The following is a 15,010-nucleotide window of genomic DNA, read 5'->3' as shown; positions in this document are numbered from 1 at the left end:
GGAGTCTATCGCGCGCGGGCCGTAAAGCCGCTCCGCGTCACAAGGCGGCCGACTAGCGTGGTGCCCATGAGTGATCCGCCGGACCTGGACGCGGCAGGACTGCCCGAGGAGCTCAGCCCCCTCGACCAGATCCTGCATCGTGGCGAGGCCAACCCGCGGACCCGCTCCGGCATCCTGACCGTCGAACTGCTCGACACCACGCCCGACTGGAACACCTTCCGCGCACGCTTCGACACCGCCTCGCGCAAAGTGCTGCGGCTGCGGCAGAAGGTCGTGATCCCCACGTTGCCGACCGCAGCGCCACGCTGGGTCGTCGACCCGGACTTCAATCTCGACTTCCACCTCCGCCGGGTCCGCGTCCCAGAGCCGGGCAGTTTCCGGCAGGTGATGGATCTCGCCGAGGTGGCCGCGCAGTCACCGCTGGACATCTCCCGGCCGCTGTGGACCGCGACCCTGATCGAAGGGGTGCACGACGGCCAGGCCGCGCTGATGGTGCACCTCAGCCACGCCGTCACCGACGGTGTGGGCGGGGTCGAGATGTTCGCGAACCTCTACGACCTCGAACGCCAGCCGCCGAAGCAGCCGGTGCCGCCGCTACCCATCCCCGCCGATCTGTCGCCCAACGACCTGATGCGTCAGGGGCTCAACCGCCTGCCCAGCACCATCGCCGGCGGGCTGCGCGACGTGCTGTTCGGCGCGGCGCAGGCCGCCGGCCATGTCGTCCGCGACCCGGTGTCGCGGCTGGGCAGCGTGATCGACTACGCGATGTCGGGTGCCCGCGTGATCGGGCCGGTCGCCGACCCGTCGCCGCTGCTGCGCCGGCGCTCGCTGTCGAGCCGCAGCGACGCCATCGACATCGCATTCGGTGATCTTCACCGCGCGGCCAAGGCCGCCGGCGGCTCGATCAACGACGCGTATCTGGCGGGTCTGTGTGGAGCGCTGCGCCTCTACCACCAGGCCAAGGGCGTTCCGGTCGACACGTTGCCGATGGCGGTCCCGGTGAATCTGCGCTCGGAGGCGGACCCCGCGGGCGGGAACCGGTTCGCCGGCGTCAACCTCGCCGCACCGATCGGGCTCACCGATCCCGCGGTGCGTATCCGCAACATCAGGACCCAGATGACGCGTAAGCGTGACGAGCGCGCGCTCGACCTGGTCGGGGCGATCGCGCCCGTCGTGTCGCTGCTGCCCGACAGCGTGCTGGAGTCGATGGCCGGTTCCATCGTGAACTCCGATGTGCAAGCCAGCAACGTGCCGGTCTACGCGGGCGACACGTTCATCGCCGGTGCGCAGGTGCTGCGGCAGTACGGACTCGGCCCACTGCCCGGCGTGGCGATGATGGTCGTGCTGATCTCCCGCTCCGGCTACTGCACCGTCACCGCGCGCTACGACCGCGCCGCGATCACCGATCCGACGCTGTTGGCGCAGTGTCTGCTGGCAGGCTTCGACGAAGTTCTCGCGCTCGGCGGCGACGGACGCGCCCACCCGGCGACGTTCACCGCCGAGTCCCCGTCACCCTTGTCTCACACCGTTTCGACGAAGGGAAGTGCCGCACAGTGAGCCCCGACAATCCCCAGATGCGCCTTCCGGGTTCGGTCGCCGAAATCGAAGCCTCACCGGAAGGGCCCGAGGTCGGCGCGTTCTTCGACCTCGACGGCACCCTCGTCGCAGGGTTCACCGGGGTGGTGATGACCCAGGACCGATTGCGGCGGCGCCAGATGTCGGTGGGCGAGTTCATCGGCATGGTGCAGGCCGGGCTCAACCACCAGCTGGGCCGCTCGGAGTTCGAGGACCTGATCGGCAAAGGGGCCCGGATGCTGCGGGGCAACTCGGTCGACGACATCGACGAACTCGCCGAACGCCTCTTCGCCCAGAAGATCATCGGCCGCATCTATCCCGAGATGCGGCAGCTCGTCCGCGCCCACATGGCGCGCGGCCACACCGTGGTGCTCAGCTCGTCCGCGCTGACCGTGCAGGTGGAACCCGTTGCCCGGTTCCTCGGCATCGAAAACATCCTCAGCAACAAGTTCGAGACCGACGAGAACGGGTTGATCACCGGCGAGGTCGAGCGGCCCATCATCTGGGGCCCCGGCAAGGCCCGCGCCGTACAGGAGTTCGCGACCGCCAACGGTGTTGATCTGTCGAAGAGCTACTTCTATGCCGATGGCGACGAAGACGTCGCGCTCATGTACCTCGTCGGCAACCCGCGGCCGACCAATCCGGAGGGCAAGATGGCGGCGGTCGCCGCCAAGCGCGGCTGGCCCGTCTTGCGGTTCACCAGCCGCAGCGGCGCCAACCCCGTCGCGCAACTGCGGACCGTGGCAGGCATCGCGTCGATGGTGCCGGTGGCGTGGGGTGCGTTGGGCGTCGGGTTGCTGACCCGCAACCGGCGCAGCGGGGTCAACTTCTTCACGTCCGTGTTCGGCCGGACGCTGTTGACGGCCGTCGGCATCAACCTCAACGTGCTGGGCGCGGAAAACCTGACCGCACAACGGCCGGCGGTGTTCATCTTCAACCATCGCAACCAGGCCGATCCGATGATCGCCGGCAGGCTCGTCAGCGACAACTTCACCTCGGTCGGGAAGAAGGAACTCGAGAACGACCCGATCGTCGGGACCATGGGCCGGATCATGGATGCCGCGTTCATCGACCGCGACGATCCACAGAAGGCCGTCGAGGGTCTGAAGAAGGTCGAGGAACTCGCCCGCAAGGGATTGTCGATCCTGATCGCGCCCGAGGGCACGCGGTTGGACACCACCGAGGTGGGCGAATTCAAGAAGGGGCCCTTCCGCATCGCCATGTCGGTGGGCATCCCGATCGTGCCGATCGTGATCCGCAACGCAGAGGTGATCGCGGCCCGAGACTCCAGCACCTTCAACCCCGGAACCGTGGATGTCGTTGTGTATCCGCCGATTTCGGTTGAGGGCTGGACCCACGACAATCTCGAGGACCGCATCGCCGAGGTGCGCCAGCTCTACCTCGACACCCTGAAGGACTGGCCCCACGACCAACTGCCGGAGCCGGAGCTGTATCGGCGCCAGGAGAAGCCGGCGAAAAAAGCCCCGGCCAAGAAGGCGGCAGCCAAGAAGCAGCCGGCGAAGAAGGCGGCAGCCAAGAAAACCGCGGCCAAGAAAACCGCGGCCAAGAAGCAGCCGGCGAAGAAGACTGCCACGTCGAGCACGACGTCGACCACGGCCAAGGGGCGGCCGTGAAAGTCCGCGCCGACGACATCACGGCGTTCACCGCCGTGGACGACACGCTCGTCCTCGCATCGGTGTCCTCGCCCGCGGAGGAGGCGCTGCTCGCCGACTGGTTGGACGAGCAGCGCAGTGCGCACCCGGAGAGCAAGATCGAGGTGCTGAAGCTGCCCGCCGACGACGATCCGCCGCCAGGAGTCCTGGCCCGGCTGGTCGAGATGCTCGAAGCCGACGAGGACAGGTCGGTCGTCCCGGTGCGGGTGTTCTGGGTGCCCGGTGGGTTGCCGACCCGGTCGAAGGTGGTCGCGCTGCTGTCGGGACGTGACACCTACTGCCCGCCGCGGGTGCTGCAGCGGAGCATCCTCAAGCGGGATCCGTCACGTGCCCGCGTCGTCGCCGGCGAGCCTGCCAAGGTCTCCGAACTGCGCCAGAACTGGAGTGAGAACACCACCGCCGAAAACCCCCGGGAGTTCGCACGTTTCGTGCTGCGACGGGCGATTCTGGCCATCGAGCGCGTGGAGTTGAGGCTGCTGGGACCCGAATACAAGTCACCGCGGCTGATCAAGCCGGAGATGCTGTCGTCGGCCCGGTTCCGCGAGGGTCTCGAGCAGATTCCCGGTGCGACGGTCGAGAAGGCCGGCGAGATGCTCGACGAGTTGGGCACCGGCTGGAGCCGGTTCTCCGTCGACCTCATCCCGTCGCTGGGCAGGGCCATCTTCAGCCGCGGCTTCGATCCCAACATCGACTACGACCGCACCGAGGTCGAGGCGATGCGCCACGCGCTCGAGGCCCATCCGGCCGTCCTGCTGTTCTCCCACCGCTCCTATCTCGACGGCGCGATCGTGCCCGTCGCGATGCAGGAGAACCGGCTGCCGCCGGTACACACATTCGCCGGAATCAACCTGTCCTTCGGCGCGATGGGACCGCTGATGCGCCGCTCCGGCGTGATCTTCCTGCGCCGCAAACTCGACGACCCGCTGTACAAATACGTGCTGCGTCAGTTCGTCGGCTACATCGTCGAGAAGCGGTTCAACCTCGCCTGGGCGATCGAGGGCACCCGGTCACGCACCGGAAAGATGTTGCCGCCCAAGCTCGGTCTGCTCGCGTACGTGGCCGACGCCTATCTCGACGGCCGGAGCGACGACATCCTGCTGCAGCCGGTGTCTATCAGCTTCGATCAGCTGCACGAGACCGCTGAGTACGCGTCCTATGCGCGCGGCGGCGAGAAGACCCCCGAGGGTCTGTCCTGGTTGGTCAACTACATTCGCGCCCAAGGCGAACGGAACTACGGCAAGATCTACGTCCGGTTCCCGCGCGCGGTGTCGATGCGGGAGTACCTCGGCGAGCCGCACGGTCCGATGACCACCGACGAGGCGGCCAAACGTCTTGCGCTGCAGAAGATGGCGTTCGAAGTGGCGTGGCGCATCGTGCAGGTGACCCCGGTCAACGCGACCGGGTTGGTCTCGGCGCTGCTGCTCTCGACCCGCGGGGTCGCGCTCACCCTCGATCAGTTGCATCACACGCTGCAGGATTCGCTGGACTATCTCGAGCGCAAGCAGACACCGATGACCAACAGCGCGTTGCGGTTACGTACCCCGGATGGGGTGCGCGCCGCGTTGGACGCGCTGTCGGGCGGTCATCCGGTGACGCGCGTGGACCGCGGTCGCGAGACGGTCTGGTACATCGCGCCGCAGGACGAACTCGAGGCGGCGTTCTACCGCAACTCGCTGATCGACGCGTTCCTCGAGACATCGTTGGTCGAGCTGGCATTGGCATACGCCGCCCGCAGTGACGGCGACCGGGTGGAGGCGTTCTGGACGCAGGTGATGCGGCTGCGCGACCTGTTGAAATTCGATTTTTACTTCGCCGACTCCGCGGCCTTCCGTGCGCACGTCGCCGAGGAGATGTCCTGGCACGACGACTGGGAAGGCGATGTCGCCGCCGGCGGCGACCGGATCGACGCGGTACTGGCGGCCAAGCGACCGACGATCGCCGGACCCCTGCTGCGGCCGTTCTTCGAGGCGTATCAGATCGTCGCCGACGCGCTGCTCGACGCGCCGGCCGACATCTCCGAGAAGGACCTCACCGCCAAGGCGCTGGGGTTGGGGGAGCAGTACGTGGCGCAGGGCCGTGTGCAGAGCAACGAGTCGGTGTCGGCGCTGCTGTTCGCCACTGCGCGCCAAGTCGCCGCCGACCAACATCTGCTCGAGCCCGCCGCCGATCTCGAGGACCGGCGCAGAGCCTTCCGCAACGAACTGCGCGGCATCCTGGCCGATATGAACACCGTCGATCGGTACGCGCGCAAGCAGTTCATGGCGCGGGAACGCAGTCGTCGGCGGCTGCGCGAACAGGCGGTGTGAGAGGTCACTCGCGCAGGGGTCATACGCTTGAGGCATGACACTCACCGGCTCTGCCGCGCCCGCGCGGGTGCGTAGTGCCTCGGTGTGGCCGCTGCTCTACGGCGTCGCGGTGCTGGCAGGCCTGACTGCGGCGGCGCTGTCGGCGCTGTCGCTGGCCGAGGCGCTGACCGCCACGGGCCTGCCCGACCCGGGTGCGGTCACCACGTACGGGTTGCCGTTCGTCAAGGCCGCCGGCGAGATCGCCGCGGTGGTCGCTACCGGATCCTTCCTGTTCGCGGCGTTTTTGGTGCCGCCGCAGTCCACCGGGGTTCTCGATGTGGACGGCTACCGGGCGTTGCGGATCGGGACCGCGGCGGCGGGGTTCTGGACGGTGTGCGCGGTGCTGATGGTGCCGCTGACCGTGTCCGACGTCAGCGGTCAGCCGTTGATGACGCGGCTGAGTCCGGCCGACATCTGGTCCGTCGCCGACCTGATCGACATCGCGGGCGCGTGGCGATGGACCGCATTGTTCGCTGCCGTCGTGACGGTGGTGAGCATTCCGGTGCTGCGATGGTCGTGGACACCGGTGCTGTTCGCCGGCTCCCTGGTGACCCTGTTGCCGCTGGCGCTGACCGGGCATTCGTCCTCGGGCGGATCTCACGACATCGCGACCAACAGCCTCCTGGTTCACCTCATCGCGGGTGCGGTGTGGGCCGGGGGGCTCCTGGCGCTACTGGTGCACGCGTTGCGTGGCGGCTCCGGTCGGAACGACCACCTGGCGGCGCGGCGGTTCTCGACCGTGGCGCTGTGGTGCTTCGTCGCGATGGCGCTCAGCGGAATCATCAACGCGCTGGTGCGGGTGCGGCCCGAGGACCTGATCCACACCCGGTACGGCTGGTTGGTGATCGCCAAACTGCTCGCACTCGTGACCCTGGGAATCCTCGGTTGGCAGCAGCGGCGCCGCGGGATCGCCGCCCTGGCCGCCGATCCGCCGGCGCGGGGCGCGCTGATCCGGCTGGCTCTGATCGAAGCGGTGGTCTTCGGCCTGACCTTCGGGGTGGCCGTCGCTCTGGGCCGCACTCCGCCGCCGCCACCGGTGCAGACGAACCTGTCCATCCCGGCGGTCGAGATCGGCTACGACCTGGCCGGCCCGCCGACCGTGGGCCGATTGCTGTTCGACTGGCGGTTCGACCTCGTGTTCGGGACCGCCGCGCTGGTGTTCGCCGCGGTCTATCTGGCCGGGTACCGGCGCTTGCGGCGCCGGGGGGACGCGTGGCCGGCGGGCCGCGTCGTGGCCTGGTTGCTCGGCTGCCTGCTGCTGCTGTTCACGACCTCGTCGGGCCTCGGCCGGTACATGCCCGCGATGTTCAGCATGCACATGATCGCGCACATGATGATGTCGATGATGGTGCCGATCCTGCTGGTGCTCGGCGCACCCGTCACATTGGCGCTGCGTGCCTTGCCGACGGCGGGACGGGATGCCGCGCCCGGCCCGCGGGAGTGGCTGCTGGCGGCCCTGCATTCGCGGGTGTCGCGGCTGCTGACCAATCCCGTCGTCGCGACCGCGCTGTTCATCGTCGGCTTCTACGGGCTGTACTTCGGCGGCATCTTCGACGCGGTGGCCGGCAGCCACGCCGCGCATCTGGCGATGAACGTGCACTTCCTGCTCAGCGGCTACCTGTTCTACTGGGTGGTGATCGGTGTCGATCCGACGCCGCGGCCGTTGCCCCCGATCGCCAAGCTCGCGGTGGTGTTCGCCTCGCTCCCGCTGCACGCGTTCTTCGGCGTGGTGCTGATGGGAACCGACACCGCGATGGGCGGCGCTTTCTACCGCTCGCTCGCGCTGCCGTGGAACACCGATCTGATCGCCGATCAGAAGCTGGGCGGGGCCATCGCGTGGGCGGCCGGCGAGGTGCCGCTCGTGGTGGTGTTGATCGCGCTGTTCGTGCAGTGGAGTCGCAGCGACGACAGGACCGCGCGCCGGCTCGACCGCGCCGCCGACCGCGATGAAGACGCGGACCTGGCCGCGTACAACGCGATGCTGGCCGAACTGGCCCGGCGCGACCGCGCCGACAGCTGATCCGGCGTACGTCGCTCGGGGCTGTCCCCAGAGCCCGTTTCATCCACAGGTTCTCCGTGCGCTCGACTGTCGCGCGGCCGGGCTGTCGGTGCCGTGGCGGTCAATGGCTGTGTCACCGACGGCGCAGGTGCTGTGCCCGCGCCGCAGCCTCGAGAAGGAGAACCGCCATGTTCGAAACACCGATCACCGTCGTCGGCACGATCGTCACCAACCCCGAGCGTCGCTGGGTCGGCGACCAGGAGCTGTTCAAGTTCCGCGTCGCGAGCAATTCCCGGCGGCGCACCACCGACGGCACCTGGGAGCCGGGTAACTCGCTCTACGCGACGGTCAACTGCTGGGGGCGCCTGGTCACCGGCGTCGGCGCGGGCCTGGGGAAGGGAGACGCGGTGATCGTTGTTGGCAACGTGTACACCAGCGAATACGAGGACCGCGACGGCAACCGTCGGTCCTCGCTGGAGATCAGGGCCACATCGGTGGGGCCGGACTTGGCGCGCTGCATCGCCCGCATCGACAAGCGTCGCCACTCCGAACCCGCCGACGCCGGCCCGGAAAACAGTTCCGACACCGAGACCGGATCATCTGCCGAGCCGAGCGCCGACGAGGGCGACGGACTGGCGCTCACCGCGTAGCGCCGGGCGCCGCCGCCCTCACCCGCAATCACGGCCGCGCCTAGGATGGGCCCGGACTCTCGCAGATCGCGAAGACCCGAGAAAGGCGATATCAGAGGCATGGCCGAATTCATCTACACGATGCGGAAGGTCCGCAAGGCGCACGGCGACAAGGTCATCCTTGACGACGTCACCCTGAATTTCCTTCCGGGCGCGAAGATCGGCGTCGTCGGCCCCAACGGGGCCGGTAAGTCGAGCGTCTTGCGGATCATGGCCGGTTTGGACCAACCCAACAACGGCGACGCGTTCCTGGCGCCGGGCGCCACCGTCGGCATCCTGATGCAGGAGCCCCAGCTCGACGAGACCAAGACGGTTCGCGAGAACGTCGAAGAGGGCGTGGCGATCAAGGCGAAGCTCAACCGGTACAACGAGGTCGCCGAACTGATGGCGACTGACTACACCGACGAGCTCATGGAAGAGATGGGCGCGCTGCAGGAGGAGCTCGACGCCGCGGACGCGTGGGACATCGACAGCCAGCTCGAGCAGGCGATGGACGCCCTGCGCTGCCCGCCCGCCGACGAGCCCGTGACCCACCTGTCCGGTGGTGAGAAGCGCCGCGTCGCGCTGTGCAAGCTGCTGCTGTCCAAGCCCGACCTGCTGCTGCTCGACGAGCCGACCAACCACCTCGACGCCGAGAGCGTGCTGTGGCTCGAACAGCACCTCGCCGAGTACAAGGGCGCGATCCTGGCCGTCACACACGACCGGTACTTCCTCGACAACGTCGCCGAGTGGATCCTCGAGCTCGACCGTGGCCGCGCCTACCCGTACGAGGGCAACTACTCCACGTACCTGGAGAAGAAGGCCGAGCGCATCGCCGTGCAGGGCCGCAAGGACGCCAAGTTGCAGAAGCGGCTCAAGGACGAACTCGAGTGGGTGCGCTCGGGTGCCAAGGCCCGGCAGGCCAAGAGCAAGGCCCGTCTGACCCGCTACGAGGAGATGGTGGCCGAGGCCGAGAAGACCCGCAAGCTCGACTTCGAGGAGATCCAGATCCCCACCGGTCCGCGGCTGGGCAACGTGGTTGTCGAGGTGGAGCACCTCGACAAGGGCTTCGAGGGCAGGCAGCTGATCAAGGACCTGTCGTTCACATTGCCGCGCAACGGCATCGTCGGAGTGATCGGCCCCAACGGCGTCGGCAAGACCACGCTGTTCAAGACGATCGTCGGACTCGAGCAGCCCGACAGCGGGACCGTCAAGATCGGTGAGACCGTCAAGCTGAGCTACGTCGACCAGAGCCGCGCCGGCATCGACCCGAAGAAGACGGTGTGGGAAGTGGTCTCCGACGGCCTGGACTACATCGAGGTCGGGCAGAACGAGATCCCGTCGCGCGCGTATGTGTCGGCGTTCGGCTTCAAGGGCCCCGACCAGCAGAAGCCGGCAGGCGTACTCTCCGGCGGTGAGCGCAACCGGCTCAATCTGGCGCTGACCCTGAAAGAGGGCGGCAACCTGATCCTGCTCGACGAGCCCACCAACGACCTCGACGTGGAAACGCTGAGCTCGCTGGAGAACGCGCTGCAGCAGTTCCCCGGGTGCGCCGTGGTCATCTCCCACGACCGCTGGTTCCTGGACCGCACCTGCACGCACATCCTGGCGTGGGAGGGGGACACCGACAACGAGGCCAAATGGTTCTGGTTCGAGGGCAACTTCGGTGGCTACGAGGAGAACAAGGTGGAGCGGCTCGGCGCCGAGGCAGCCCGTCCGCACAGGGTCACCCACCGCAAGCTGACACGGGGATAGTCTCGTCGTGCGGACCACGTGACCGATCGCGCCTGCGGCCGGTTGCAGCCAACGGCGGCCGGTGCGCGGCGTGTGACTGGAGGAGCGGCGGATGTCGTTGAATCCCGGTGCGATCGGGGCGACGGAGAAGGACCTGACCCCTGAGGTGATCGATCGTCTGATCCCTGCGTACCTGCAGACCTATCGCGGGCCCCACGGCGGTGCCCCCGGCTCGGAGGGCGCGGTCACCGGTCCGCTGCGGCGCCCGTCGGACGGCTGGGCTGCCATGGTGGAGGCCCAGTACCGACTGGGACGCCAGCGGTCCGCCGGGGCCACGCTGGTCGCGGTCCACGGTGCCGACGATTCCTCCGGGGTGGGTCCCGCGCTGCAGGTCATCACGGACAACGCGCCCATGCTGATGGATTCGGTGACCGTGCTGCTGCACCGCGTCGGGGTCGCCTACAAGGCGATCATGAATCCGGTCTTCCGGGTGCGCCGCGGGGCGGGCGGTGAACTCCTCGACATCGTGCCGTCCTCGGAGGCGACGTTCGGTGACGGCGTCGACGAAACGTGGGTCCACGTGCAGCTCTCCAGTGCCGTGGACCGGCGGGCGCTCGCCGAGGCAGAACGGTTGCTGCCCCGTGTGGTCGCCGACGCGCGCCAGGTGGCGCTCGATTCACAGAACATGGGTGCGGCGCTGCGCGGGCTGGCCGCCGAACTCGACAGCGATGGCGGTCGGCGCTTTCCCAGCGCCGACCGCAGAGATGTGGCGGCGCTGCTGCGCTGGCTCGCCGACGGTCACTTCGTGCTGCTCGGCTATCAGCGCTGCCCCGTGAACGACGGCCAGGCCACCGTCGACGCCGCCAGCCGCCTCGGCGTGCTGCGGCTGCGCCAGGACGTGCTGCCCCAGCTGACGAACAAAGACGAACTGCTCGCGTTGGCGCAGGCGACGATCCCGAGCTTCCTGCGCTACGGCGCCTACCCGCAGATCGTGGTCGTGCGTGAGCAACCCGGCGACGGCGGTGACGGCTCTGCCATCGAGCATCGGTTCGTCGGGCTGTTCACCGTCGCGGCGATGAACGCCAATGTGCTCGAGATCCCGTTGGTCTCGCGCCGCGTCAACGATGCGCTCGCGATGGCCCACCGCGATCCCGGCCACCCGGGCCAGTTGCTGCTCGACATCATCCAGACCATCCCTCGTTCGGAACTGTTCGCGCTGTCCGCGCGTGCCCTGCTCGACATGGCGATGGCCGTCGTCGATCTCGGCTCGCGACGGCGCACCCTGCTGTTCATGCGAGCCGATCCGCTCGCCCACTTCGTGTCGTGCCTGGTGTATCTGCCGCGTGATCGCTACACCACCGCCGTGCGCCTGGAGATGCAGGACATCCTGGTCCGCGAACTCGGCGGGATCAGCATCGACTACGCCGCGCGCGTCAGCGAATCGCCCTGGGCGTTGGTGCATTTCACCGTCCGCCTGCCCGAGGGGTCGCGATTCCAGGACGTCGACGTCTCCGACGAGAACGAATCGCGCATCCAGGATCTGCTCACCGAGGCCGCGCGCACCTGGGCGGACCGCATGCTCGGTGCGGTGCGCACCGCGTCGATCGACCAGACCATCGCCGAGCATTACGCCGGGGCGTTCCCGGAGGTGTACAAGCAGGCGGTCGCCCCGCTGCACGCCCTGGCCGACATCGAGATCATCGAGGACCTCGAGGACAACTCCGTCAAGCTCGTGCTCGACGAGACCGAGAGCACCGCCGACGACGGCATCTCGACTCTGATCTGGTACCTCGGCGGCCAGTCGGCCTCGCTCAGCCGGTTGCTTCCGATGCTGCAGTCGATGGGCGTGACGGTGCTCGAGGAGCGACCCTTCACCGTCACCCGGCCCGACGGCCTGCCGGTGTGGATCTATCAGTTCAAGGTCTCCCCGCATCGCGGCATCCCGATGTCGGGGCCGGGCGAGGAACGGGATGCGACGGCCGAGCGGTTCGCCGACGCCGTCACCGCGATCTGGCACGGCAACTGCGAGATCGACCGGTTCAACGAGTTGGTGCTGCGGGCCGGTCTGACGTGGCAGCAGGTCACGGTGCTGCGCGCCTACGCCAAATACCTCAAGCAGGCCGGCTTCTCGTACAGCCAGTCCCACATCGAGGACGTGCTGAACAACAATGCCGGTACCGCGCGCTCGCTGGTCGAGCTGTTCGAGGCGCTGTTCAATCCCGCGGCGTTCAATCCGGCGGCGTCCGGCCCGTCCGGCCCGTCCGACGAAGGCCCAACCGGGGGTCGCCGAGACGCCCAGGCCGCCGCCGCCGCGGTGGCTGCGGACATCGATGCGCTGGTCAGCCTCGACACCGACCGAGTGCTACGGGCGTTCGCCTCGATGATCCAGGCGACGCTGCGCACGAACTACTTCGTGACCCGTGCGGGGTCGGCGCGTGAACGCAATGTGTTGTCGCTGAAGATGAATCCCGAGTTGATCGACGAATTGCCGCTGCCGCGGCCGAAATTCGAGATCTTCGTGTACTCGCCGCGGGTCGAAGGTGTGCACCTGCGGTTCGGGTTCGTCGCCCGGGGTGGGTTGCGCTGGTCGGATCGTCGGGAAGACTTCCGCACCGAGATCCTCGGCCTGGTTAAGGCGCAGGCGGTGAAGAACGCGGTGATCGTGCCGGTCGGCGCGAAGGGTGGGTTCGTGGTCAAGCGGCCACCGGCGCCCACCGGGGATGCCGCCGTCGACCGTGACGCCACCCGCGAGGAGGGTGTGGCCTGCTACCGGCTGTTCATTGCCGGTCTGCTCGATCTGACCGACAACGTCGACAAGTCATCGGGCGCGATCATCACCCCCGAAGGCGTGGTGCGCCGCGACGGCGACGACGCCTACCTCGTCGTCGCCGCCGACAAGGGGACCGCCACGTTCTCCGACATCGCCAACGACGTCGCGAAGTCCTACGGATTCTGGTTGGGCGACGCATTCGCCTCTGGCGGCTCGGTCGGCTACGACCACAAGGCCATGGGCATCACCGCCAAAGGTGCCTGGGAGTCGGTCAAACGACACTTCCGCGAGATGGGAATCGACACCCAGAGCGAGGACTTCACCGTCGTCGGGGTGGGGGACATGAGCGGCGACGTGTTCGGCAACGGAATGCTGCTGTCGCAGCACATCCGGCTGCTCGCCGCGTTCGACCACCGGCACATCTTCATCGATCCCGACCCCGATTCCGCTCGGTCGTGGCAGGAGCGCAAGCGCCTGTTCGACCTGCCGCGCTCGTCGTGGGAGGACTACGACGCCTCGCTGATCAGCGCCGGTGGCGGCGTCTACAGCCGCGAGCAGAAGTCGATCCCGGTCAGCGCCGAGGCCCGCGCCGCGCTGGGCATCGACGACGGCGTCACCGAGCTGACGCCGCCGGCCCTGATGCGGGCGATCCTCAAGGCGCCGGCGGATCTACTGTTCAACGGCGGAATCGGTACCTATGTCAAGGCCGAGACGGAATCCGACGTGGGCGATCGCGCCAATGACGCGGTACGCGTCAACGGAAACCAGGTGCGCGCCAAGGTGATCGGCGAGGGCGGCAATCTGGGTGTGACGTCGCTCGGCCGTATCGAATTCGATCTGATCGGCGGCCGGATCAACACCGATGCACTCGACAACTCGGCGGGCGTCGATTGCTCCGATCACGAAGTCAACATCAAGATCTTGATCGATTCGCTGGTCACGGCCGGCAAGGTGACCTCGGAGGACCGCACCGACCTGCTGCTGTCGATGACCGATGAGGTGGGCCGACTCGTGCTCGCGGACAACGAGAGTCAGAACGATCTGATGGGCACCAGCCGCGCCAACGCCGCCAGCATGCTGTCGGTGCACGCGCGGATGATCAAGGACTTCGTCGATGAGCGAGGCTTGAATCGCGAGCTGGAGGCGCTGCCGTCGGAGAAGGAGATCCGGCGTCGCACCGAAGCCGGAATCGGACTCACCTCACCGGAATTGGCGACGTTGATGGCCCACGTCAAATTGGCGCTCAAAGACGATCTGCTCGCCGGTGACCTGCCCGATCAGGAGGTGTTCGCGTCGCGGTTGCCGTCGTACTTCCCGACGACGCTGCGGGATCGCTTCGCCACCGAGATCCGGAGCCATCAGCTGCGCCGCGAGATCGTGACGACCATGCTGGTCAACGACGTGGTCGACACCGCGGGCATCTCGTTCGCCTACCGGGTCGCCGAGGACGTCGGGGTGTCGGCGGTCGATGCGGTGCGCAGCTTCGTGGCCGTCGACGCGATCTTCGATGTCGGCGAGGTGTGGCGGCGTATCCGCGCCGCCGGGGTGGATGGCGCCTCGGTGGCCGTGACCGACCGCATGACACTCGATCTGCGCCGGTTGATCGACCGCGCGGCACGCTGGCTGCTGAACTACCGCCCGCAGCCGCTGGCGGTGGGCGCCGAGATCAATCGGTTCGCCGACAAGGTGGCCGCGCTGACACCGCGGATGTCGGAGTGGTTGCGCGGCGACGACAGGGCGATCGTGATGAAAGAGGCGGGGGAGTTCAGTGCGCAGGGGGTGCCCGAGGAGCTGGCCTTCCAGGTGGCCACCGGGCTCTACCAGTTCAGCCTGCTCGACGTCATCGACATCGCCGACATCAACGATCGCGACCCGGCGGAGGTGGCGGACACCTACTTCGCGCTGATGGATCACCTCGGCACCGACGGCCTGCTCACCGCGGTCTCCCGGCTCTCGCGCGATGATCGATGGCATTCGTTGGCGCGGTTGGCGATTCGCGATGACATCTACGGCTCGTTGCGCGCGCTGAGCTTCGATGTGCTGGCCGTCGGCGAGCCCGAGGAGAACGGCGAGGAGAAGATCGCGGAGTGGGAGATGACCAACAACAACAGGGTCACTCGCGCCCGCCGGACGTTGACCGAGCTGTACGAAAGCGGTGAGCACGACCTGGCGACGCTGTCGGTGGCGGCCCGCCAGATCCGCAGCATGACCAGGACGAGCGGAACGGGAACGTCGGGGTGACTCAG

General features: G+C 67.9%; 7 protein-coding genes. All 7 read left to right on the top strand.

From position 1 onward, the window contains the following. The first annotated feature begins 66 nt into the window (after window positions 1-66). The 7 genes from ACXYX3_RS17320 (at window position 67) to ACXYX3_RS17290 (ending at window position 15,005) form a co-directional block, all read left to right on the top strand. On the top strand, window positions 67-1,557 hold the full coding sequence (locus ACXYX3_RS17320; protein WP_241205963.1) for a wax ester/triacylglycerol synthase family O-acyltransferase: 1,491 nt from the start codon (window positions 67-69) through the stop codon (window positions 1,555-1,557). Between the two features lie 17 nt (window positions 1,558-1,574). Continuing rightward, on the top strand, window positions 1,575-3,209 hold the full coding sequence (locus ACXYX3_RS17315; RefSeq protein ID WP_458608355.1) for an HAD-IB family hydrolase/lysophospholipid acyltransferase family protein: 1,635 nt from the start codon (window positions 1,575-1,577) through the stop codon (window positions 3,207-3,209). After that, window positions 3,206-5,554: a glycerol-3-phosphate 1-O-acyltransferase gene (locus ACXYX3_RS17310; RefSeq protein ID WP_458608354.1), complete on the top strand. Its 2,349-nt coding sequence runs from the start codon at window positions 3,206-3,208 to the stop codon at window positions 5,552-5,554. The genes ACXYX3_RS17315 and ACXYX3_RS17310 overlap by 4 nt, the downstream gene beginning before the upstream one ends. Window positions 5,555-5,588: 34 nt before the next feature. Then, window positions 5,589-7,613 (top strand): bifunctional copper resistance protein CopD/cytochrome c oxidase assembly protein, encoded by a 2,025-nt coding sequence (locus ACXYX3_RS17305; protein ID WP_458608353.1) that lies wholly within the window; start codon window positions 5,589-5,591, stop codon window positions 7,611-7,613. Between the two features lie 167 nt (window positions 7,614-7,780). Continuing rightward, complete coding sequence (locus tag ACXYX3_RS17300) at window positions 7,781-8,242, top strand: single-stranded DNA-binding protein (RefSeq protein WP_458608352.1); 462 nt, start codon at window positions 7,781-7,783, stop codon at window positions 8,240-8,242. A gap of 99 nt (window positions 8,243-8,341) precedes the next feature. Beyond that, window positions 8,342-10,015, top strand: a complete 1,674-nt coding sequence (gene ettA, locus ACXYX3_RS17295; protein WP_241205968.1) for an energy-dependent translational throttle protein EttA — start codon at window positions 8,342-8,344, stop codon at window positions 10,013-10,015. A gap of 91 nt (window positions 10,016-10,106) precedes the next feature. Next, window positions 10,107-15,005, top strand: coding sequence for an NAD-glutamate dehydrogenase (locus ACXYX3_RS17290; protein ID WP_458608351.1), 4,899 nt, complete (start codon window positions 10,107-10,109; stop codon window positions 15,003-15,005). Window positions 15,006-15,010 lie beyond the last annotated feature (5 nt).

It is taken from the genome of Mycobacterium sp. Panama NTM2, from assembly GCF_054355555.1.
Note: the sequence above shows the minus strand (reverse complement) of the source record. Positions and strands in the feature narration are given on the sequence as shown.

What these genes read in the sequence shown, in the direction of transcription:
- ACXYX3_RS17305 (WP_458608353.1), top strand. Translation starts at nt 5,589, where the DNA reads ATGACACTCACCGGCTCTGCCGCGCCCGCGCGGGTGCGTAGTGCCTCG.
- ACXYX3_RS17290 (WP_458608351.1), top strand. Translation starts at nt 10,107, where the DNA reads ATGTCGTTGAATCCCGGTGCGATCGGGGCGACGGAGAAGGACCTGACC.
- ettA (WP_241205968.1), top strand. Translation starts at nt 8,342, where the DNA reads ATGGCCGAATTCATCTACACGATGCGGAAGGTCCGCAAGGCGCACGGC.
- ACXYX3_RS17320 (WP_241205963.1), top strand. Translation starts at nt 67, where the DNA reads ATGAGTGATCCGCCGGACCTGGACGCGGCAGGACTGCCCGAGGAGCTC.
- ACXYX3_RS17300 (WP_458608352.1), top strand. Translation starts at nt 7,781, where the DNA reads ATGTTCGAAACACCGATCACCGTCGTCGGCACGATCGTCACCAACCCC.
- ACXYX3_RS17315 (WP_458608355.1), top strand. Translation starts at nt 1,575, where the DNA reads ATGCGCCTTCCGGGTTCGGTCGCCGAAATCGAAGCCTCACCGGAAGGG.